Origin of the sequence: Mesorhizobium sp. M7A.F.Ca.AU.001.01.1.1, assembly GCF_004022735.1 — a bacterium.
GTDB lineage: Bacteria > Pseudomonadota > Alphaproteobacteria > Rhizobiales > Rhizobiaceae > Mesorhizobium > Mesorhizobium ciceri.
Map to the genome: position 1 here is coordinate 1 of NZ_RZPF01000014.1, position 21,854 is coordinate 21,854.

A 21,854-nucleotide genomic window follows, 5' to 3' on the forward strand; every position below is an offset into this window, starting at 1 on the left:
AGTTCACGCCGCACACCTTGACGTTCGCGACAGCGACGTCACCAACCGTTTCGCGGCTGACGCCGAGACGGCCATCGGCCCCGCCGACATTCTGGTCAACGCCGCCGGCACCACCGCCGAGCAGCCGGTCTGCGGCCATTCCGACGCGCTTTGGGACAAGATCGTCGACACCAACCTGACCGGCGCCTTCCGCGTCACGCGTGCCGTGCTGCCGGGTATGATCGAGCGCGGCTGGGGCCGCATCGTCAACATTGGCTCGACGGCCGCCTTGGTCGGGTGGAAGGACAACCCGGCCTACTGCGCGTCCAAGGCCGGCCTGCTGGGTCTCACCCGCTGCGTGGCGCTGGAAGGGGCGGCGCATGGCGTCACCTGCGTTATGATCAGCCCGACCTGGGTCGAGACCGAACTGATGCGCCGCAATGTGGCGCAGGTCGTGGAGCGCGAAGGCAAGGGGCGCACGCCAGAGGAAGCGATGGCCGAGATCGCCAGGGGCAACCCGCAGCAGCGCCTGCTGCAGCCGCGGGAGATCGCCGCACTGGCGGTCTTCCTGTGCTCCGATCTCGCCAAGGGCATCACCATGGAGAACATCCAGATCACCGGCGGAGCGCTTTGGTAGCGCTCCAGCGGGGTGCTTGCGAAAGTCCAACTGACGGGGACTGAAAAGGACCAGTGTCTAAAAAGGCGCCGGCATCAGGCGGGGCGCTTCCGCTTGCGACGACCGCCTTAGGACGGATTTTTCGCACGCGCCCTGCATCTCGCATGTGCGAAAAGTTCTTTCGCATCTGCGAGAAAAGGTGTTTACTGCTCTTGTAGCACTCGCCATTCTCACAGGCTGACTCTAGATGAAAGTAGCCGGTCTTCGGCCATTCCTGATAGCAGTGTTGGCGGCAGCTGGGTTAAATGGGCTCACTGATCGCTGTGCGCTTGCCGGGGAATCGGAGTTGCACAGCGCGCGGCTGGTTGGTCGCTTTTTGGCGACCGGAACCCAAGCCACATTTGAATGGCCGGGAACTGCCATCGAGGTTGAATTCCAAGGGGCATGGCTCGACGTAGTGCTTGACGACACAGGCCGCAACAGCATGGTCGTTGATGTTGACGGTGCTGTATCCCGCCTTGACTTGAAGAAGGGCGAACACACCTACAGAGTCGTATTGGATACGGTGGCCGCCCGGCACGCCGTGCGTCTTGTCCGCCGAACCGAAGCGTCATTCGGCGCGACTGTTCTCAAGGATATCCGGACCGACGGATCTTTTCTGCCGCCGCAGCCGAAAACCCGCAGCTTTTTAGTCATCGGCGACTCCATCTCGGCGGGTTACGGCGTCGAGGGCAAGGACGCCAAATGCCGGTTTAGCGCCGATACCGAGAACCAGTACTTGACCTTTGCCGCAGTCGTGGCGCGCCGCTTTGGAGCAGACGTTACGACGCTTGCAGCATCCGGGAAGGGCCTTGTCCGCAATTATGATGGCAGCACCAACGCAACGATGCGCGACCTCTACACGCGACTGATGCCGTCACGTCCTGACCGGGAGCAACTGCCTGATACCAATGTCATTGTCGTGCATCTCGGCAGCAACGATTTCAGTGGTGGCGCGCGGCCGCCGGATTTTGTCGCACGCTACGCGGACTTGCTTGCCCAATTGCGCGCCAACGCGCCTGGCGCAATGATCTATGCCGGTATCGGCCCGATGCTTTGGGGCGCCGACCTCGATGCCGCGGTGTCGGCCGTGAACAAGGCCGTGGCGGTCCGTCGTGCCGCGGGTGAAAGAAAAATTGCTCTGATACGATTCGACAGTCCGGGAGGAGTTGCTTCACGCGGCTGCGACTCGCATCCAAATGAAATCGGCCAGGGTCATATGGCCGATGAACTTGAGGCCCGTGTGAAAGCGGACCTTGGCTGGGAAGAGACAAAATGACTGTAGCTTCGACGGTTGGCGTAGAATCACCAACGGTGCTGCCGGACAGCACCAATGTTCGTCGCAAGCTGCTCGGGCTCCAAGTTCTAAGGTTCGTCGCCGCTTTTGCGGTGGTATTGTTCCATATTGGAAGCGGTTTTCAAATAGAGTTTGGTCTTAAGGAAAATATCTTTGGATTCGGAGCGTCAGGCGTTGATATATTCTTCGTAATCAGTGGATTTATAATCGCTTACACCACCGATGAGGCCAAAGGCGCCTGGCAATTCTGTCGCCGCCGCATAGTTCGTATCGTTCCGCTCTATTGGACGCTGACGGCAGGTATCGTGTTGATTGCGCTGATGAAACCCGGTCTGCTGAATTCGACCGTCGTGAGCGGCGAAACGATCCTGAAATCACTGTTCTTCATCCCGTTCGAAAAGGTCGACGGTTCGATTCAGCCGCTGCTCTTTCTCGGCTGGAGCCTCAATTATGAGATGTTCTTCTATGCAATATATGCTGCGTGCATAGCTTGCGGCCTGCGCGGCCCACTGTCGCCATCCATGTTCATAGTAGTTCTCGTGGCGATGGGTCAATTCATCCAGAGTGAAAACGTCGCTTGGCGCTTTTATACAAATCCGCTGATGCTGGAATTTGTTTTTGGCATCTTACTTTACCTGGCATATGTGCATAGTGCGAAGCTTTTCGTGGGACGTACGTGGCTTATGCTTGCGATTTTCGTGGCGACAATAGCCATTCGGCAAATGATACCTGATTTGCCCTGGCTTCTGGCGAACGGCGTCCCTGCCGTGGTTTTAACCGCCGCCGCTTTGTCTTGGTCGCCCCCCCGGACGCGCGCGATAACATTTCTGGTTTTGCTCGGAGATGCATCATACTCGCTCTACCTCTCGCACCCCTATGTGATCCAGCTGGCGAGCAAACTGCTACCGCATCAGTCAGGGCTGATGGCGCAGGGGCTGGCCGGCATCGTGGCATGCGCGCTGTCCATAGCGGTATCCATTGTCCTTTATACAATGATCGAGCGACCCGCGCAGGCTCTCTTCAATGGCTTGGCAGCCCGTAGGCAAGCCTCCTCGACGCTCAGGAAAACCGAAAATCATATCTGACTCGCGATGGGAACAGGCCGCCCACTGCCTCTGGATTTGTGACGGATCGCCCTGTTCCAAGGTGCGACGACTCGGTATCCGCCGCTTGGCCAATTCGCGTAAGATAAGTTGACCGGATTTGCCATTGAGCGCCGGGCGCGATAGGTTATATTGCACTGCACAATGGAGAAGCCGTTTATTGCACGCCCATGTCTGCGAAAAATCCGGCCGGCTCATGGCTTGCCGGCACTGGGTCGTGTCGGCGGGACTCTGAGATGAAGATTCCAAAGTCCCTGCTGGTCGATCCCGAGAAGAACTCGGTCTATGGCGCCTTTGCCGTAGCCGTCTCGATCTGGGCGTTTTCCTATTCGTTCATTTTCGGCCAGGTGCTGATCCTGGCCTACTACGCGGTCTGGCTTCCACTCGTCATGGTCGACTACCGGCGGTTTCTGCGGCATCTGTCCAGCGCCTGGCTGCCGCTGCTGTTTGCCGCCTATGTCTGCTTCTCGATTTTCTGGTCGGTTGCGCCGGGCATCACGGCAAGGACGGCGTTCCAATATCTCTCTCATATCGCTTGTGCCTATATCGCGGCGCGCACCGTCAGCGTGCGCGCATTGACGATAGGCGCCCTGGTCGGGATTTTCTTCATCCTGCTGTATTCGTTGCGGGTCGGCAATTATTCCGACGATGTTCTCGACGGCACCTACAATTTCGTCGGCGCGTTTGCCTCCAAGAACCAGCTCGGTTTTGTCGCCTCGCTCGGCATATATTTCAGCGTGGTGTTCCTTGCCTTTTACAGGCGCGGCCGGCTGAGCCTCATGCTTACAGCGCCTCTCATTCTGCTGTCGGCCTATCTGCTGTTCGTCTCGCATTCCGCCACCTCGATGGCCTCTATACCGGCGGTTCTGGCGCTGGTGACGCTTCTTGCGATGAGCAAAATTTTGTCACGGCGCTACCGCCGGGTGATTTTCCTGATCGGCGCCGGTCTGCTGGTCGTGACTGCCTTTGTCGCCTTGAATCTCGGGCTGATGGACTTCGTCCTCGGCCTCTTCGGCAAGGATTCGACGCTCACCGGACGGACCTATCTGTGGGAGCAGGGCTGGAATGCCGTGCAGAAATCGCCGATTCTCGGCGTCGGCTATGCCGCCTATTGGGTGCAGGGCTTCGCCGAAGCCGAGCGGCTGTGGAACGAGTTCTACATCACCACCCGCACCGGCTTCCACTTCCACAACACCTATATCGAGGCTCTTGTCGAACTCGGCTTCGTCGGAGCGACGCTGGTATCGCTGATCGTGCTGCGCACGCTCTACGGCCACGTGTCGGCGGTGGTCTTCAAGACATGGCGGGCCGAGCCGGTGATCCTCGCCGGCGTGATGGTGCTGCTGCTGATTCGTTCCTTCGTCGAGGTCGAGATACTCAACCCCTATTTTACGGGTTCCTTCTTGATGTACTACAGTTTCTTCAAGCTGGCGCGGCTGCCCGTTACTACCCGCACGCGGCGGTCGCAGGCGCCGGCGGATGCGGCCACGGGTGAAGCTGATTGGCCCCGGCATGCCGGCCGTCCGGCGGCCGCTGGGTCGTCATAAGCAATCAACTCGCGGGTTGAAGTCAGGGCAGCGGGAAGCCTTCGCCTGGCAAGCATGGTGCTCAGCAAAAATCCGCCCCTCACGGGACGGATTGAGATGCTGGATGGTATCGGGCTGTGGGCTACTGGCTGGCCAGCGGCGCCAGCTTGACCTTGATCACATCGCCAGGCAGCACGAGTGTGTCTTCCTTGGCGGCGATTTCGCTGGTCTTGCCGTCGACATTGCGCACCAGTGAATAAAGCAGGGCGGGCTGCTGATCATTTGTCATGGCGGCCACAGTCGCGGGATCGGTAGCCTGGGCTATCAGGCCTTTCTGCATATTCGCCTTCAGCGCGGCTTCGTTCAGGTCGGCTTCGGTCTGCTGCCGGGCGGTAGCGAGGTTTGAACTCAAGGTGTTCTGGGCATCGATGGCGTCCTGCTTCGCCTTGCTGATCGACTGCTTGGCGGTGAGGATGGCGGTTTCGTAGTCCAGGATCTTGCCCTGCAGGTCGGCAACCGACTGGCGCGAATCCAGCAGTCGGGCGTTGGCGATCAGGCCTTTCTGCGCTAGCGGGCCGATGCTGGCGAGCTGCTGCTGCGCCAAGTCGACCTGCTGCTGCTGGTTGACGATCTTCTTCTGCAGCGATTCGATCTCGGATTCCAAAACCCCTTTGAGATCGTCGAGCGCTTCAAGCTTCAGCTTCAGCGCCTTTTGGTCCGCTGTCAGGATAGTCATTTCGTCCGCGACGATGGCTGGCAGTCTCGGATCGCCCTCGACCTCCTTAGGCACGTCGAAACTGGCCTTGCCGGCCATATCCGCGTCGATGCGGGCGCGCCTGACGATCAGCCGAATGCGCTGGTCGTCGGAGACATCGAAATTGCCCTTGGCGGTAACCAAGTCCTTGCCGAGTTGAGGTCCGTAGTCGGCGTTTCGCCGGATGCCTCCGGCGACGCTGATGGCCTTCAACACTGTCAGGTCAGGCACATATGGAAACTGGCCGGGGTTCTGGACTTCGCCCGAAATGTAGAATGGCCGGAACTGCGCCATCTCGACCGAGGCTTCCGGTCTGTCTGACAAAGCGAGTTTTTTCTGCAAAGCCTCGCCGATCGCCGTTGCGATTTCGGACGTGGTCTTGCCGGAGGCCGGCAGTTCGCCGGCGAACGGCACCGACAGCGTGCCGGATGGACCGACCGTGTACTCGCCATTCACCGCCGACCAGTCACGGAATGTGCCTTCCACGGTCTGCCATTCGGCGACGCGGATGGTGAGCTTGTCCTGCGAGCCGAGGCGATAGTCGCCGGCGGCGGCCATGTCCGGGACGACGAGGGCCATGGCAAGGCATGTGGCCAGCAAACGCGCCCGCCGCAGGCGGCCGGAAACCGGGCCGCCGCGAAAGGCTTCGAACAAATCTGTTTTCAACTCAACGTTCCGATCCGCTATAGCCCCATCGCCCGATGAGCTTGCGTCGAATGGCCGACGCCAATGTCTGGCATTGGCCACCGGCCGGTCAGTAAGAACCGCGCGACATCCAGACGGCCGGGACGGTCTTGATGATGATGCGAACGTCCTCGAACAGCGACCAGTTCTCAACATAGTGACGGTCGAAGGCGACGCGGCTGTCATAGGACACATCGTTGCGGCCGCTGACCTGCCACAGGCCGGTCAGGCCCGGACGCGATTTCAGATAGTAGACGGCGGATGTGCCATAGATCTCTAGTTCGTCGCGCACAACCGGACGCGGACCGACAAGGCTCATATCGCCCTGCAGGATGTTGATGATCTGCGGCAACTCATCGAGGCTGAGTTTCCTCAGCACTGCTCCAACGCGGGTGACGCGCGGGTCGTTCTTCAGCTTGCGGGTCGCGATCCATTCCGCGTTGGCGTCCGGGTTGGTGGCGAGATAGGCTGCCAGCACCTTGTCGCCGTCCGGAACCATGGTGCGGAACTTCAGGCACGGAAAAATCCGTCCGCCCCGCCCGATTCGCCTGTGGCCGTAGAAAATCGAGCCACCGTCGGAAAACTTGACGAGCAGCGCTATCATGACAAATAGCGGGCTGAGGGCGATCAAGCCAATCAGTGAACCGGTGATATCGAAGCTGCGTTTGAGCAGGCCGCCGATCGGCGGCGGAAAATCGATGTCAGCCTGCGAAAAGCTCGCGGTGGCTGACTTGGCAACGTCCCTCATGCCGTAAACTCCATGCGTTGAACGAATGGTTCACCACACGATACCAAAAAAATGTTGCAGCGCAACACACAATTTACCACCCCGTTGAAATAGTCACGTCATGAAATGACTAAATAATAAGCTTGCCATGCACAAATTTCGGCATATTTAGCACATTTGTGACAATAAATGGGCACAGCCGAAAAAATAGAGGCCTTTGTGGGGCGGTTTTTAGGCGGACCTACCTATTTGCCAAGGCGAGGTACAAACTAGTGCTTCATCATGCCGTGATGCTTGGTCAAAACCATATAAAATACTACTTAATATTGGCCATTTTACTGAAAAATATCGACGAGAGGATATCGGCCTAGCTCCCGTTGCGTGCATTGCAACATGGCAGAGTCGATCGCAAAAGCTCGATCAAAAATAACCGAAGTTGCCCTTGCCGCCTATTGCTCGCCTTAATAGAATTGCAAATTATACCTGTCACGGTGACGACAGGTGGAAAAGGCCGGAAGCAACCGGTCGAGAGTGGGCGACCTTAACAAGCCCACATGACAAGGGACGGCGCTCGGGTGGGGCAATCGCGATAATACCCGAGCCGGTTTATGGGCTGTTGGGTATGGCACTTCCAAAATTCATCCTCGGGATGATTTTCGCTCTGGCGATCGTCGTCGGCTGGTCCTGGCTGGGCGGTGCGTCGATAGGCACGATATTGGTGCGTGTCATCATCTGCGCCGTGACCATTCAGGCTGGCTATTTCGTGCTCATCTACACCATGATCGCCAGGAGCGCGCCGACGCCTGCCGACATAGCTCGTGACGCCGAGCGCAAACTGAACGCACCCGAGGTCGCCGAAAGCGAGAAGCTGGGCGGTGCCAGGCGCGGCCTGCATTGATGCAGACTGCTCAAACGTGGCCGGTTTGGCGGCAACGACATCCTTCGAGACAAAGGGACCAAAGCGCCGCGTGAATCCGTCTCGGCGCGACGCGTCTTGGTCGCCGGCTCACGCCACATCAGCGGGTTCGCTCTCCGACTGTTCCCCCAACAGCATCCTCGACAACCGGCTGCCGGTTTTTTCCTTCAGCCGCTGATATTGGCCGACCTCGACGATACGGCCGTTTTCCATCGCCACCACCCAGTCGGCGAAGGCGATCATCGACGGCCGGTGCGCGATGGTCAGGATCGTCATCGTACCGCGTAATCCATCGATCGACCTGGCGATCAGCGACTGGTTCTGCCAGTCGAGCGCGCTGGTCGCCTCGTCGAGAATGAGCAGCGACGGCTTGCGCAGCAGCGCGCGCGCGAGCGCGATGCGCTGGCGTTCGCCGCCCGAGAGCCGCACGCCGCGATCGCCGACCACCGTCTCGAGCCTGAGGTCGAGCCGTTCGACAAACTCGCCGGCGTGCGCCTGACGCAGCGCGGCCCACAGATCGCCATCGCTGGCCCGTGGCGCGGCGAGGCGCAGGTTCGCCGCGATCGTGTCGTGCAGGAGGAACACGTCCTGCGGCACATAGGCCACCTGGTCGCGCCAGCGACGGCGATTGCTGGCATCGATCTCGACGCCATCGACAAGCATCTTGCCGGTGGTGGGCTCCAGCAGGCCAAGCAGCATGTCGGCGATCGTGCTCTTGCCCGATCCGGACGGGCCGATCAGGGCGGTGACCTTGCCGGCCGGCAGGCCGAAGGTGATGCCGCTCACCACCGCCTTGTCGACAGCATCTCCGTAGGCGAAGGACACGCCGCGAATATTCAATCCCTTATTGAGGGAGAGTGTCCCGGCGTCGGCGAACTCGGTATGGCCGGGCTCGCGTTCGGCGTCGAAACGTGCCTGCAGGCTGCGCATTGCCGTAAAGGCGGGCAGGTTGATCAGCACTTGCTGGGCCTGCGTCTGCATGTCCATGAAGCGCGGCGCGATACGCATGAAGACCAGGAGCAGGACGACGATCTCGGCCAGCGACAGATTGAAGCGGACCAAAGCCACATAGATGAACAGGCTCAGGCCCACGACGCTCGCCACCTGGAATACAGCAGTGCCGATGGTGCTGTTGCGCACATAGTCGATGTTGTCGGCCTTCATCCTCTCAAGCGTCGACCGCAGCTGCGCGAAATAGCTGTCCTCGACGTTCAGGCTCTTGGCCACCTTGATGCCGCCGAGAAATTCCGAGACCGTCCGGTACTGGTCCTGGCGATTGGCGGTCAGCACACGGCCGAAGGCAGTGGCCCGTGCCCGGAAGGGCCGCAGCGCCACGAACATCAGGATGCCGACGACCACGGCAAACAGCGTCATGACCGGCGAGATAAACACGGAAACCAGGAGATAGCCGGCCAGAAGAACGGCGATTTGCACCAGCATCAGCAGTGAGAAAGCCGCGCCCTGGACGCGGTCGATGTCGCCGGTCAGGGCATGATCGAGATCGGAACTGCGCATGCGTGTAAAAACGCCCCAGCGCGCCTTGCCGATGCTTTCGAACAGGTTCATGCGAACGCGATTGATGAAATCGAACAGCAATTTGGCCATGTAGACCGACTTGAAGCGATTGAACGCCGCCTGCGCCGCAACAAGCCCGACCAGCGCGCAAAGCACGGTCGTCAGTTGCAGCGTGCCATCAGGCACCAGCCAGCGCACGAAATCATCGTTGGGCAGCCGAACAGCGAAATCCTGGTCGGCACGTCCGACCAGATGCAGCAGCGGGACGAGCAGCAGGATCGAAATGCCCTCGGTCAGGCTGCCGAGGATGAGGAAGAACAGCGCCGTCCACGTTCGCCGGCCGCCGATCCGGGCAATGGTGGCGCCGAAGGCGGCAATTTCTCGAAACAGCGACAGGCGAAGGATTGGGGGCTTCGACATGGTTGCGCTCACAACCGCCGGCTGCCAGCCGACAGATCCTTTTCGATCAGTTCCACGGCTTCGCCGATCCTGTCCAGGCCCGTCGGGACTTCCAGCCGGTACACGCCGATATGGTTGGCAATCCATGAACATTGCCGAAGATGCGCCGTCGCGAAGTCGCCGGGCAGGGCCGCGCGGCCGAAGCGCGTCACATAGGAGAATTTGATGATGGCCGGCAGGGCGGCAATGGCGGGCAAGGGCGTGATGTCAGCCCTTTCGCCGCGCTCGAGGATATAGATCCTGGTCGCCGGCACCTCGTCGCCCGAAAAGCCACCGTTCAGGCGATGCTGCATCTTGTCGATCGCCGCATGCACTTGCGGCCGCACTTCCGCTTCCCCAAGCGAGATCGCCGCCGCGGCGTCGGCCGCCAGCTTGATCTGCGGAAAGCCCGGAACGGTCATTGGCTCACTCGGATTGGCGAGGTCCAGCGCCACCACGTCATCGGTAAGCAGTCGATGCCCGGCCCGGATCATCGCACTTGCGGTCGTCGACTTGCCGGCTCCCTTGTCACCCATGAAGATGGCGCTCGTGCCGGCGGCGGCGATGGCACTGGCATGCAGGACAAGCAGGCCGCGCCGGTGCAAGAGCAGCGCCATGACCGGACCAAGCAGCGGAAACGCGAGCAGCGCGTCGTCGACGCCGGGCGCCGGTTCGATGTCGATACGGCTGGAATCGGTGATCAGGAACGCGCCCACGGCATGCCACGCCAGATATTGCCGGTCCGGCTCGAAGCGAAAGTCGGTCGCGGCTTCGGGCGAGGGCTTTGGCAGGTCGATCGCGCCGACGGCAATCACGACATCCGCCGCCCCCGGCGTCGCCGGCTGCAGTTCGGGCAACGTCACCTCCGACGCGATGGTCAGGCCGTAGGCCCGGTAGAAGCGGCGTTCTCGCTTGGCCCGGCCATGCGAAAAGGCATCATCATTGCATAGAGCGAGCGGCTCGTTGCGCGGCATCATGCGGGGCTCCCGCCATGCTTGAGCTGCCGCAGCCAGAGCGACAGCGAGGCCGAGCGCCAGACATACTGGACATCCAGGGGGGCTGCCTGATCGGGCTGGCGCAGCAGCCGCGCATAGGCAGCACTCACTTGAGGCAGATTGACGTAAGGCGCGATGCGGTTCGCATCCGAGACCAGCAGCTGTTCCAGGAGGTCGCGATGGTTGCGCAGCATGCCATTGAGGAGATTGGCAGTGAAGTCGATCTTGTCGCGCCGCCACTGCACCGCCTCCGGCAATACGCCTTGCATGGCGCGGCGCAGCACATAGCGGCCAAAACCGTGGCTCAGCTTCTCCTCGCCCGGCAGCGCCAGGCAGAACTCGACCAGCGGCTTGTCCCAGAAGGGGTAGCGCGGCTCGACCCCGAAATTGGCGGCGGCCTTGTCGAGAACCTCGAAAGCATGCGGGACATAGCCGTTCGACAGGATCCAGCGATGGCTCAAGGCATCGCTGGCCTGGACGCCGGGCGGCATGTAGCCGGCCCGGTGAAACCGGTCGACAAGCTCGGTGCGCTTGGCCAGGTCCGGATTGATCAGGTCGCGCCAGCTTCGTGCGCGCGACACTTGCGCGGGCTTGCGGATCTTGTTCAGGGCACGGTTGGCCATATGCCTCAGCCTGGCGATGCGCCAGGCCGGCCCGTAGAGGGTCAGGAACTGGAGATAAAGGCCAAGCGTGCTGTCGCCATAGGTGTTGGAGGCGCTGCGGACCTCGCGCCACAGATCCATCCATCGGCCGCCATTCGCAAGCTCGTGCAGGTGGCCGTGGCCTTGTGAAACGACCTCGTCGCCACCATGGCCGTCCAGCAGCACCTTGATGCCCTTGGCGCCGGCAGTCCGGTAGATGCCGCGGGTGAGCGTCAGGCCCGGCGCCAGGAACGTTCCTTCCTGTTCTTCCAGCACGCGCTCGAATTCGGCAAATGGGGCATAGTTGCCAACCGGGATCAGCGTCGCGTCGACCTTCTGCTGGTCGAGAACGGCATCGATGAAGGGCCGCTCGTCCATCGGCGAGCCCTTCTCGAAAATCAGCGAGAAGGTTGGCAGCCTCGGCTTGCGCGCGGCGGCATTCTGCAGGCCGGCGACACAGGCGATAGACGAGGAATCGAGGCCGCCGCTCAGCATTGCCCCGACCGCCGAGGTCCCTCGCATGCGGTTGCGCACCGATTGCGAGAACAGATGGGCGAATTCCTCCGATGCATCCGACCGCAAGGGCCGCGCCGACGGCTCGATCTGCCAGTATCGGCGCAGCATCACTTGTTGCGCGGTGACGGTTAGGCTGTGGCGGGCCGGCAGGCTGAATATATCGCTGTAGGGGGTCGACTGCGGGTCGTCGGGAAGCCCGGCCAGGAAGCCGGAGATCTGGCGCTCGCTGACACGTGCGCGGATACCCTCGACGCCCAGGATCGGACCGATCTCCGACGCAAAGGCAAAACGCCGGTCCGCCGCGTGGTAGTAGAACGGCTTGACGCCAAAATGATCGCGCGCGCAAAACAGCGATTGCCGCTCGTCATCCCAGATGGCGAAGGCGAAATCGCCTTGCAGATGCTCCGGGCAGGCTTCGCCCCAGCGCAGGTAGGCCCGCATCAGCACGATCGCGTCGGCTACCGACTGGTCGCGGATACCGAGCCTGGCCAGCAACTCGTCACGGTTGTCCAGCCGGCAATCGGCGGTGATGGCGAGCCGGCCCCCAGCCATCGTCAAAGGGCCCGGACCGACTTCATCCGATGTGTTGAGCCAGGCGTGGCCAAGGGCGATGCTGGTGTCCAGCCACCAAGAACTGCCGTCAGGACCACGATGGCGCATGCGCGCCAGCATTTGCTGAATGTCGGCCGCCGCGACCGCCGGTGCGTTTGCTCCGCGCAACAGGATTCCGGCGACGCCGCTCATCGGCTGCCGTGGTCGACGAGATGGGCGAAGCCGTCGATCGATCCGCCAAGCACGATATGGTTGTCGCTGACCAGCCAGGCATGTGCTTTCAACTGCTCGCCTGTGCCACGTTCGATGCCGATGCGTACCGTCGATTCATTGCCTTGGCGGGCGAGAATATACTGGCCGGAGAGCGCCTGGGTCAGGCACGTGGCGTAAGGGACGAAACGGGCCGCGGCGGCAACGCCCCAGGCGACGCGCCGCAGTTCGCCCATTGAGGCGCACTGCCGCGCGTCGAGGCGCGTCACCAGGCTGCGTACACGATTGTAGGACAACAGCGTCAGCCCCAGCCGAACTGTCGCCACCACCAGCAGGCAATGGCCAAGGAAGATCATTTCCGAGCCAGTCAGGGAGAAAATCCTGACCAGCCCGCGCCGGCTTCCCCCGCGCTTCGTCTGCTTGACGTTTGTTTCTCTCGCCGGTTCCTGCCGTAAAGCCGTGGCCCGCGAAGACAAGGCCGGCGAAACCAGGGCCCGTGAAACCAGGGACTTGTGCTGGACCGGCTTAGACAAGTGCCTCATGATGCCGTCTCGCAAGCCCATTATCGGCCAGGCCCTTCAGCAATGCGTCGACATCGGCCTGGCAGCGCACCGGGTCGACATTGTAGCGCGCAAGCACGGCGCTGCGGATGTCGCCGATCGACCGGGGTTCCTGGATTAAATCCCAGATGAAGGCGCCGACGCCATTCAGGCTGTAGTAGACATTGGATTTGAGATTGAGCAGCGCCAAGCCATCGCCGAACTCGCAAGCCACGGCATCCTTGGTCGCGCACACGCTATCGTGGTCGCCCAGATCACGGTCGGATAGCTCCCCGTTCATCCCCAAACCTCGCTGACAAAACGCTGCGACATCTCCAGGCGGCGCAGGAGAAATCGGGAGGCTGGCCCCCCGACCCCTCTTACGTCTGCTTTTGAATCCAGAGTCCCAACATGTCACTCTGGAATCGGCTGTAGGTCTCAGGAGAACGTCAGGTCGCCAATCGGCGTATGCGCGGGGAACGATGCGTCGATCGCCGTGCTGCCGCCGCCGCCCTGGGTGATGGTCTCAATCGAACCATGGACCGTCAGGCTTGGCGTTTCATATTCATGCTTTTCAACATTCTGTTCCATTTTACTCTCCGATTTAGGACTGGAAACGGCCTGTCGAGTGCCGTCAGCACTTTTATGCTGCAATGCAATAGCTGCACGGCAGCATTTATGAGTCAAGACTGTTTTACTTTCTGTTAATCAATTACGGTTGCTGGCGTCGTCACATGAGCGGCATGCCTAAAACTTGTCATTTTTTAGCCGATTCCTTGTGCACGACGATCGCGCCTGTGCTGATTCTTTAAGCATTTGATTTTGCTTGCATAAGCCGTTTGCGTTGTGCCTATATTTAGGCCTCTCTAATGAAAAGAATTTCCATTTGAGAAATCGTCCGGAGATTGCCTAAGCGGACGTGGCAAGGGACATTTCAACCGCGGTTTTCACTGCTTTCCGATGCCACCTCGATAGACGCTTTGGTGGCAAAAATTCGCACTGCAGAAGGAAAGGCTTTACGGCATCGAGGTTTTTGGTGATGCTTGCTTCGCACTTGCAGCATAAGTGTCGGCGCGAAACGCTTTCTTGGGAGACTGTGCGCTAAATGGCCTTGCCGGATGGCTCATACGAACGATTGCGCGCCGCCGGCTGTGCCGGCGAGGTGGCCTATGTGCAGGCTTGCCTGCGATTGTTTTTCGCCGGCCCGGGCGCGGGCGACGTTTCGATGCGCCATCTTGACGGTGAAAAAATTGCCGAGATTGCCAGGCTGAACAAGGTCGCCGTCTTTGTCCTCAAGGCGCTTTCGCGCGCACCCGCGCTTCAGAGGCCAACTAAGCTTTTCCAATGGCTCGACACCTACCGCAGGAAAACGGTTTCGATGAACGCGTCCTGCATCATGGATTCGATGGCGATCCAGGACGTGCTGCGCGCCAGCGAGATCGATTTCGTTTTTCTGAAGGGTCCGTTCCAGCAGCAACTTCTCTACGACGACCATTTTATGAAGCCCTCGGGCGATGTCGACATCCTGGTTTCGCCGCTCGGATTTTTCAGGGCGCGTGATGCGCTTCGCAAGATCGGCTATGAGGTATCAGGCAAGTCGAGCTCCGTCTGGTGGGTCCGCTTCCTCGGCGAACAGCACATGACCCGGGACGACGGGCCGAGGTCGTCCACCGTCGATCTCCACTACCGCCTCCAGCAGCCCGGCTCGCCAAGCCCGCGCGACGCGGACGGGTTCCTGCGGCGCAAGCGACAGGTCGAAATCGCCGGTGCGACGGTGCCGTTCACCTCGGTGGCCGATACATTGCTTTTGTCCTGCATCAGCGTCGCCAAGGCACTTTTCAACCGGGAACCCTGCGCCGGATACGTCTGTGATATCGGCGCCAGCGCCGGCCGCCTCGACGAGGCGGATCAGCAGCGTTTGCTCGATGCCGCTACCGCGCAAGGTCTGGACGACACGCTGCTGCTTGGCCTGCGCGCCGCCGACGTGCTACTCGGCGGTGCCGGCACGCTGCTGTCGCAGCGCGCGACCAGGATCCTGCCGCGCATCGGCAATGAGGATCTGCTCAGCATGGTCATCGCGCCGTGGCTGCCGTCGCTGCGGTGGCCGCAGCGGCGAACGGTGCTTTGGGAACTGTGCGGCCGCGCGCCGGTCCGCTATCTGGCCGAAGCAGGCTGGGCGGCGTCCGCCGATATCAGCCGCCGCATCTTCGAGCGGCCGGCGAGTCGCTGAGGGTAAATTGGATGCTGATGGCAATTCTGTAGTGCATCGAACGAGTACGGGGCGAGGGCAAATCGATATTACCTGTACGAGAGGCAAATCCATGTCGATGACGAAATCCGAGGTCTGCGTGATCATCGCGGCAAAAAACGCCGCAGCGACAATCGCCGTCGCCATCGCATCCGCATTGCGCGAACCGGAAGTGGCGGAGGTCGTGGTCGTCGACGATGCCTCCACCGACGACACCGCCGGTGTCGCACGATCCGCCGATGATGGCAGCGGGCGGCTCTCCGTGATGCGCCTCGATGTCAATCGCGGCCCCTCCTTTGCCCGCAACGCAGCCATCGCCGGCTCGAAATCGCCGTTCATCAGCATTCTCGATGCCGACGATTTCTTCCTCGAAGGCCGGTTTCGCAACCTGTTTGCCGGCGCCGATTGGGATTTCGCCGCCGACAACATCATGCTGATCAGGGATGATGCGACAGGCGACGCGACGAAAATCGTCGCGCCGCAATTTGCCGCCGATCCGGAATTCCTCGATTTCGAGCGTTTCGTCGAAGGCAACATCTCCAGGCGCCGCGTGCAGAGGGGCGAACTGGGCTTTTTGAAGCCGGTGATCAGCCGTGCCTTCCTCGACCGCCATGGGTTGAGCTACGACGAGAGCCTGCGGCTGGGCGAGGACTATGAACTCTACGCCCGCGCGGTCGCATGCGGGGCGCGGTTCAAGGTCATTCGCTCCTGCGGCTACGGCGCCATCGTCCGCGCCGATTCCCTGAGCGGCCGCCACAAGACCCAGGACTTGAAGCGTTTGGCCGATGCGGATCTGGCGCTGCTGGCGATCGACAGCCTGCCGGAAGGCTCGAAGGCGGTGCTGCGGCGGCATGAACGGCACGTGCGCGACAAATATCGGCTGCGTAATTTCCTTGACGTCAAGGCCGAGCGGGGGCTGGGCTCGGCTGCGGCTTACGCCTTCGCCAGCCTGTCCAACCTCGTCCCCATCGTCCAGGGCGTGGCTTCCGACAAGCTCGAGGCGCTGTTTCGTCGTGTCGGCCTTGTGTCCAGCCAAAAGCCTGTGCCGCCGCTGCGCTTTCTGATGGCCGGAACCAGCACGGGCAAGGAACGCTGAGAGCGGTCCCGATGCAGCGATTTGTCCACTCGCGGCATGTCATCACGCAAACCATTTCGGTCGGATTTATGAGTTTACGAATTGGGTGGTTGCCTCGCGGCTCCGACGATGGCAGTCTATGTTGCGGTGCAGCATAGTGGACGACCAGCCGAACTTGGCCCCCGATCGGATTGGTCTGATGTCTCTCCCTCAAAAGGAGCACGACAACGCAACACGAGTTTTTGAGCCCCGGCTGCGGGGATCGGCCAGAAGCCCGGCCCACAAGCCGGCGATGACGGGAACCTGAGTTCATGGCCTCGATATTCGGTTTCAGATCAAGGGATCCGGCCCGCGACCGTCAGGCCGATGTTTCACGTCTTGATCGTCTGGCAAAGCTGTTCGAGCAGATTGCGGCCGAGATCGAGGCCGAGAGAACCGGGCTTGAGAATCGCTACCGGACGACGTCGACCAACGCCGCCTTTCTGGTCGAAGCGATGGAAAACGGCTCTGCTTCCGACAAGCGGTCTTCGGAAGTCAGCGCACTGACACAGTCGATCCTGAATTGCGAGCGCCGCATCGCGGCGCTGTCGCGCCAGGACGGCATGATGAAAGAGCTCCGTCATTCGCTGGATACGGTCTTTGACGAGGATGCCTCCTCGGCCGCCGCGGCGGAATTCGCCTGGCCGGCAGGCGCCGGCAGAGGTTGAACGTGAAGGCTCGGAACTGTTGCAACAGATTTGATGCAAGGCGGGAAGCAGAAGCAATCGAGAGGGTCACAAGGAAGGTCAAGGTTGGCCCGTGCAGGAGCGGTTCGAACGTCGACTTTGGGTTGGGGACACACAGCGCAAAGGTGAGTTTGGTATGAATTGGAATCCGAAACCTACGACGGCAATTGACGCACCGCCTCTCGCATATCGGACCGGACAAGCCGCCCGGCGGCTGGGGTCGCTCGGTGCGTTGCTGCTGGCTGCTCTTGGCGGTTTCCTGGCAACCCCTTCCCATGCCCAGGACATTCCGACATCGCCGTCCTTTGTCGATGATTTCAAAAGCTTCGACCGCACGCGCTGGTATGTTTCCGACGGCTGGAACAACGGCAGCCATCAGAATTGCACCTGGTCGAAAAATATGGTCGAACTGTCGAATGGTGTGCTGTCGCTCGGCTTCGAAAAGCAGACGCTGAAGGATCGCGACTACGTCTGCGGCGAGATCCAGACCAAGCAGCGCTTCGGCTATGGCACCTATGAGGCACGGCTGAAGACCGATACCGGCTCCGGCCTCAACGCCGCGTTCTTCACCTATATCGGTCCAAGCGACAAGCAGCCCTGGGACGAGATCGACTTCGAGGTCCTGACCAAGGACACCTCCAAGGTGCAGGTCAACGCCTATATCGCGGGCAAGGGCAAGAACGAGAAACTGGTCGACGTACCGGGCGGCACGGAGAAGGCCTTCAACGACTACGCCTTCGTCTGGCAGAAGGACAGCTTGCGATGGTACGTCAACGGCCAACTGGTGAACACGATTACCGACCCGGCGAAGCTGCCCAGCCATGCACAGAAGATATTCTTCAGCTTTTGGGGCAGCGATACGATGAAGGGCTGGATGGGAGCGTTCGCGGATCCGGGCCGCAAGCTTTCCCTGCAGGTCGAGCGGGTCGCCTTCACGGCGCTCGGCGAACCCTGTCAATTTCCGGAATCGCTGGCATGCAGTGTAAAGTAGTTGGGAAAGTCGATTTGAACCGGCGGGGCCGAAAACGGTCCGCTGCCTTGCATGGGAATGAAACCGAATGAATTTGACGGTGTTTGGAATTGGCTATGTCGGCCTCGTGCAGGCGGCGGTGCTTGCCGAAGTCGGGCACCAGGTGGTGTGCGTCGACATCGACGCCGCCAAGGTCGAGCGGCTCAACCAGGGCCTGGTTCCCATTTTCGAACCCGGTTTGGAAAACCTCGTCAAGGAGAACCATGCCGCCGGCCGCATCAAGTTCACAACGGATGCCGCCGCCGCTGTCAGGCACGGCGAGATCCAGATGATCGCGGTCGGCACGCCGCCGGGCGAGGACGGCTCGGCCGACCTCAAATATGTGCTGGCAGTCGCCGAGACCATCGGCCGCGAAATGGACAAACCCAAGATCGTCGTCGGCAAGTCGACGGTGCCGGTCGGCACCTGCGAAAAGGTGAAGGCCAGGATCGCCGACACGCTGAAGAAAAGAGGCCGCGAGGACCTGGCTTTCGATGTCGCTTCAAATCCGGAATTCCTCAAGGAAGGGTCCGCGGTTGCCGACTGCATGAAGCCGGACCGCATCATCGTCGGCACCGACAGCGAGGACACCGAGGCTGTGATGCGCGAACTCTACGCGCCGTTCAATCGCAACCACGAGAAGATGATCGTGATGGACGTGCGCAGCGCAGAATTCACCAAATATGCCGCCAACTGCATGCTGGCGACCAAGATCAGCTTCATGAACGAGATGGCCAATCTGGCCGAACAACTCGGCGCCGACATCGAGGAGGTCCGCAAGGGCATCGGCAGCGATCCGCGCATCGGCTACCATTTCATCTATCCGGGCCTCGGCTATGGCGGCTCGTGCTTCCCGAAGGATGTGCGGGCGCTGATCAAGACCGCCGAAGGCGTCAAGTTCGACGCCAAGCTGCTGCGCGCCGTTGAGGAGCGCAACAACGCACAGAAATCGGTTCTCTTCGACAAGGTGGACCGCTATTTCAAGGGCAACCTCAAAGGCAGGACCTTTGCGCTCTGGGGTCTGGCCTTCAAGCCCAACACCGACGACATGCGTGAGGCGCCGGCGCGCGTCCTGATGGAGGCGCTCTGGAAGGCCGGCGCCAATGTGCAGGCCTATGATCCCGAGGCGATGCAGGAATGCCAGGCCATCTACGGGCTGCGCGACGACCTGCTTCTGTGCGGCACCAAGGAGGCGGCGCTGCGCGGCGCCGATGCGCTGCTGATCGCCACAGAATGGAAGAGCTTTCGCGCGCCGTCCTTCGACGCGGTGAAGGACGCGCTGACCACGCCGGTCATCTTCGACGGCCGCAACCTCTATGACCCCAAGGTCATCGCCCGCCATGGCATCGAATATCACTCGATCGGCAGAATGGCGGCATGAGACCGGGCCCTGTCAGACGGATGCAAGACCGGTCCGCACACGGCCTGCGGACGCTGGGGTTGAGCGCGTATTTCTGTGTGGAGTTGTAGCTGATGGTGCTGGACGTAAAGCCGGAGCAAATCACCAAGGATCATTTCGATCTCGTCGCGATCGGTTCCGGCTTCGGTTCGGCCTTCTTCCTGCATGAGTTCGCCAGGCGCCGAAAGGCGCGCATTCTGGTGCTGGAGTGGGGACGCCACAACACCCATGAATGGCAGCTCGAACAGAACGTCAACACCGACATCGAAGACGAGACGACCTACAAGACCAATTCCGACAAGCCGTGGAACTACACGATCGGACTGGGTGGCGGGACGAACTGCTGGTTCGCGCAGACGCCAAGATTTCATCCCAATGATTTCCGGCTGAAAAGCACCTACGGCATCGGTAATGACTGGCCGATCAGTTATGACGACGTCGAGCCGTTCTACTGCGACGCGGAAGACATCATGTCGATCTCCGGCGACCCCGACATGGCGGCGATGCTGCCCCGCTCGAAGCCGTTTCCGCAACCGCCGCATCGCATGTCGACACCGGACAGGATGATGAAGGCGGCGCAGCCCGACCAGCACTTCGTCATGCCAACCGCGCGGGCTCGCGTGCCGACCGCGCAGCGCAGCTCGTGCTGTGCCAATCTGCGTTGCTGGCTGTGCCCGGTCGACGCCAAATTCACCGTCAACAACGGGTTGATGCACGTCTTCGAGCATCCCGACATCTCGGTCTGCCTCGGTGCGGAAGTGCGCCGGCTCGATCACGTCGGCGGTGCTGTCCGTTCGGTCACGTTCAGCCATGACGGCAAGGAATACCAGGTCAGCGGCGATCTCTTCATTCTCGGCGCCAATGCCATCCAGAGTGCGGCGATCATGCTGCGATCCGGCCTGGGCGGCGAATTTGTCGGCAGCGGCCTGCATGAATCCTACGGCTGGAATTTCGAGGTCTATCTCGACGGTGTCGACAATTTCGACGGCAGCACCATCACAACCGGCCTGAATTTCGGCCTCTATGATGGTCCTCACCGATCGGAGCATGCGGCGGCACTGGTCTATTTCGAGAACCGCTGGCAGCACGGAATGCGTGCCGAAAAGGGGCGGCTACGCCAGGCGCTGCCGTTGGTCGTGGTCACCGAGAACCTGCTCGACCCCGAGAACTACGTCACGCTTGACGCGGATGACAATGCCTTCGTCAGCTTCAAGGCGCCATCGGACTACGCGGTGAAGGGCATGGCGCGCGCTCTGGAGAAATTGCCTGACCTTCTGGCGCCGCTGCCGGTCGAAAAGCTCTTCGACCGCGGCATTCGGCCGACCGAATCGCACGTCCAGGGCACGCTGAGGATGGGCACCGGCCCGGCCGATTCTGTGGTCGACAGCGGCATGATCCACCATCAGCTCAGAAACCTGGTCGTCGTCGGCACCAGCACCTATCCGAGCTGCTCCTGCGCCAACCCGAGCCTGACCGCGGCAGCGCTGTCCTTGCGGGCGGCGAGCCGGATCGCGTGAAAGGAGGTATCGCATGATCGAGATTTCCAGACGCTCGGCCCTGGCCGTCTTGGCTGGCGGAGTGGTTTCGACGGGGGTCGCCTACGCCACCGTTTCCTCCTTCTCGGACGAGGATCTGGTGCGCGTCACGCTGGAAAAATATCTTGGCAAGTTGAACATCCGCATCGAGCATCTGCAGCAGTTCGTGCTGGCGTTCCGCGACAGGAATCCATGGAATTTCCCAAGCGAAAAACTGAGTGATGCCGTCACCCTGGTGGAGGAGCTCAAACTGGGCGCCGCGCGTCGCTTGCTGCCCCGGCGGAAGCGGGAAGATCTGCTGCATTTCGACCGCTGGGTCGTCGCCGAATTCCATATGCTGACGGACTACGCCTGGCGCAGTTCGCCCAACGACCCGATCCGGTTTACCGGCTGGCAATCCTGTACCAATCCCTTCGCCAATCTGGAGCCGCCGAAACTTGCCTGACGTCGAAAGCGAGGCGGCGGCCTTTGCCTGTTGTCTCCGAGCAAGGAATACGAGATGCGACAAGGAGCCCGATCATGAAAGTTCTCTTTGCAGGCGGCAACGGCTACCCGCCCGAGTTCAGTGGCGGCGTTCAGTCGAGCACGCATCATCTGGCCGAACAGTTGATCGAGCACGGTCATGAAGCGGCTGTGCTCGCCGCCCTGTTCGGTGACGGTGTCTTCGGCTTCAAGGCACGCGCCAAGATGAAGCTGTTGCGGCAGCCGGCGGTTGTCGACAGCTATCCCGGCTATCCGGTGGTGCGGGCCTGGTTTCCCTGGGAAGCGGCGGGTTATGCCGGCGACAGGCTGAAGCCCGATGTTGCCGTGGTCCAG

Annotated in this window: 20 protein-coding genes and 1 pseudogene; 13 read left to right on the top strand and 8 right to left on the bottom strand. The window is 61.1% G+C overall.

Annotation, left to right across the window (positions count from 1 at the left end; genetic code table 11):
• From EN884_RS02015 to EN884_RS02030, 4 genes are all read left to right on the top strand, one after another.
• Positions 1–616, top strand: a 616-nt coding sequence (locus EN884_RS02015) for an SDR family oxidoreductase (RefSeq protein WP_128360458.1), incomplete at its 5' end; no start/stop codon positions are given.
• A 325-nt stretch (positions 617–941) separates the two neighbouring features.
• Entirely contained in the window at positions 942–1,913 is a 972-nt protein-coding gene (locus tag EN884_RS02020) for an SGNH/GDSL hydrolase family protein (protein WP_063169876.1), read from the top strand.
• Positions 1,910–3,016: an acyltransferase gene (locus EN884_RS02025; RefSeq protein ID WP_024501842.1), complete on the top strand. Its 1,107-nt coding sequence runs from the start codon at positions 1,910–1,912 to the stop codon at positions 3,014–3,016. Before EN884_RS02020 ends, EN884_RS02025 begins: the two co-directional genes overlap by 4 nt.
• A gap of 254 nt (positions 3,017–3,270) precedes the next feature.
• Positions 3,271–4,581 carry an O-antigen ligase gene (locus EN884_RS02030; RefSeq protein WP_063169877.1) on the top strand — a complete coding sequence of 437 codons (1,311 nt, stop codon included), beginning with the start codon at positions 3,271–3,273 and terminating at the stop codon, positions 4,579–4,581.
• A gap of 121 nt (positions 4,582–4,702) precedes the next feature.
• Here EN884_RS02030 and EN884_RS02035 read toward each other — a convergent pair whose 3' ends face one another.
• A complete protein-coding gene (locus EN884_RS02035) occupies positions 4,703–5,968 on the bottom strand; it encodes a polysaccharide biosynthesis/export family protein (RefSeq protein WP_063169878.1) in 1,266 nt (421 codons plus the stop codon).
• 100 nt (positions 5,969–6,068) lie between these two features.
• A complete protein-coding gene (locus EN884_RS02040; protein WP_013528120.1) occupies positions 6,069–6,746 on the bottom strand; it encodes a sugar transferase in 678 nt (225 codons plus the stop codon).
• A gap of 601 nt (positions 6,747–7,347) precedes the next feature.
• On the opposite strand from EN884_RS02040, the gene EN884_RS02045 reads away from it, so the two are divergent.
• Positions 7,348–7,623: an exopolysaccharide production repressor ExoX protein gene (locus EN884_RS02045; protein ID WP_013528119.1), complete on the top strand. Its 276-nt coding sequence runs from the start codon at positions 7,348–7,350 to the stop codon at positions 7,621–7,623.
• Between the two features lie 108 nt (positions 7,624–7,731).
• On the opposite strand, the gene EN884_RS02050 is transcribed toward EN884_RS02045, so the two are convergent.
• The 6 genes from EN884_RS02050 to EN884_RS02075 all read right to left on the bottom strand — a co-directional run bounded on the left by EN884_RS02050 (position 7,732) and on the right by EN884_RS02075 (position 13,638).
• Positions 7,732–9,576: an ABC transporter ATP-binding protein gene (locus EN884_RS02050; RefSeq protein ID WP_063169879.1), complete on the bottom strand. Its 1,845-nt coding sequence runs from the start codon at positions 9,574–9,576 to the stop codon at positions 7,732–7,734.
• A gap of 8 nt (positions 9,577–9,584) precedes the next feature.
• Entirely contained in the window at positions 9,585–10,571 is a 987-nt protein-coding gene (locus EN884_RS02055) for a serine kinase (protein WP_063169880.1), read from the bottom strand.
• The gene (locus EN884_RS02060; RefSeq protein WP_063169881.1) at positions 10,568–12,490 is read right to left on the bottom strand and encodes a lasso peptide isopeptide bond-forming cyclase; all 1,923 of its coding nucleotides are present in this window, start codon (positions 12,488–12,490) and stop codon (positions 10,568–10,570) included. The genes EN884_RS02055 and EN884_RS02060 overlap by 4 nt, the downstream gene beginning before the upstream one ends.
• Positions 12,487–12,864 carry a lasso peptide biosynthesis B2 protein gene (locus EN884_RS02065; RefSeq protein ID WP_244514257.1) on the bottom strand — a complete coding sequence of 126 codons (378 nt, stop codon included), beginning with the start codon at positions 12,862–12,864 and terminating at the stop codon, positions 12,487–12,489. The genes EN884_RS02060 and EN884_RS02065 overlap by 4 nt, the downstream gene beginning before the upstream one ends.
• 169 nt (positions 12,865–13,033) lie before the next feature.
• The gene (locus EN884_RS02070) at positions 13,034–13,348 is read right to left on the bottom strand and encodes a PqqD family protein (protein ID WP_027164264.1); all 315 of its coding nucleotides are present in this window, start codon (positions 13,346–13,348) and stop codon (positions 13,034–13,036) included.
• Between the two features lie 137 nt (positions 13,349–13,485).
• On the bottom strand, positions 13,486–13,638 hold the full coding sequence (locus EN884_RS02075) for a lasso peptide (RefSeq protein WP_010913078.1): 153 nt from the start codon (positions 13,636–13,638) through the stop codon (positions 13,486–13,488).
• A gap of 514 nt (positions 13,639–14,152) precedes the next feature.
• Between EN884_RS02075 and EN884_RS02080 the strand changes: the two genes are divergently transcribed.
• The 8 genes and pseudogenes from EN884_RS02080 to EN884_RS02115 form a co-directional block, all read left to right on the top strand.
• A complete protein-coding gene (locus tag EN884_RS02080) occupies positions 14,153–15,277 on the top strand; it encodes a nucleotidyltransferase family protein (RefSeq protein WP_013528113.1) in 1,125 nt (374 codons plus the stop codon).
• A gap of 91 nt (positions 15,278–15,368) precedes the next feature.
• The gene (locus EN884_RS02085; protein WP_013528112.1) at positions 15,369–16,391 is read left to right on the top strand and encodes a glycosyltransferase; all 1,023 of its coding nucleotides are present in this window, start codon (positions 15,369–15,371) and stop codon (positions 16,389–16,391) included.
• Between the two features lie 290 nt (positions 16,392–16,681).
• Entirely contained in the window at positions 16,682–17,077 is a 396-nt protein-coding gene (locus tag EN884_RS02090; protein WP_024501833.1) for a hypothetical protein, read from the top strand.
• A gap of 154 nt (positions 17,078–17,231) precedes the next feature.
• Complete coding sequence (locus tag EN884_RS02095) at positions 17,232–18,086, top strand: family 16 glycosylhydrolase (RefSeq protein WP_024501832.1); 855 nt, start codon at positions 17,232–17,234, stop codon at positions 18,084–18,086.
• A 67-nt stretch (positions 18,087–18,153) separates the two neighbouring features.
• The gene (locus tag EN884_RS02100; RefSeq protein WP_013528109.1) at positions 18,154–19,485 is read left to right on the top strand and encodes a UDP-glucose/GDP-mannose dehydrogenase family protein; all 1,332 of its coding nucleotides are present in this window, start codon (positions 18,154–18,156) and stop codon (positions 19,483–19,485) included.
• A 92-nt stretch (positions 19,486–19,577) separates the two neighbouring features.
• A complete protein-coding gene (locus tag EN884_RS02105; RefSeq protein WP_063169883.1) occupies positions 19,578–21,020 on the top strand; it encodes a GMC family oxidoreductase in 1,443 nt (480 codons plus the stop codon).
• A gap of 13 nt (positions 21,021–21,033) precedes the next feature.
• On the top strand, positions 21,034–21,483 hold the full coding sequence (locus tag EN884_RS02110) for a hypothetical protein (RefSeq protein WP_013528107.1): 450 nt from the start codon (positions 21,034–21,036) through the stop codon (positions 21,481–21,483).
• A gap of 74 nt (positions 21,484–21,557) precedes the next feature.
• Positions 21,558–21,854: pseudogene (locus EN884_RS02115) on the top strand (glycosyltransferase family 4 protein); the annotation flags it as partial.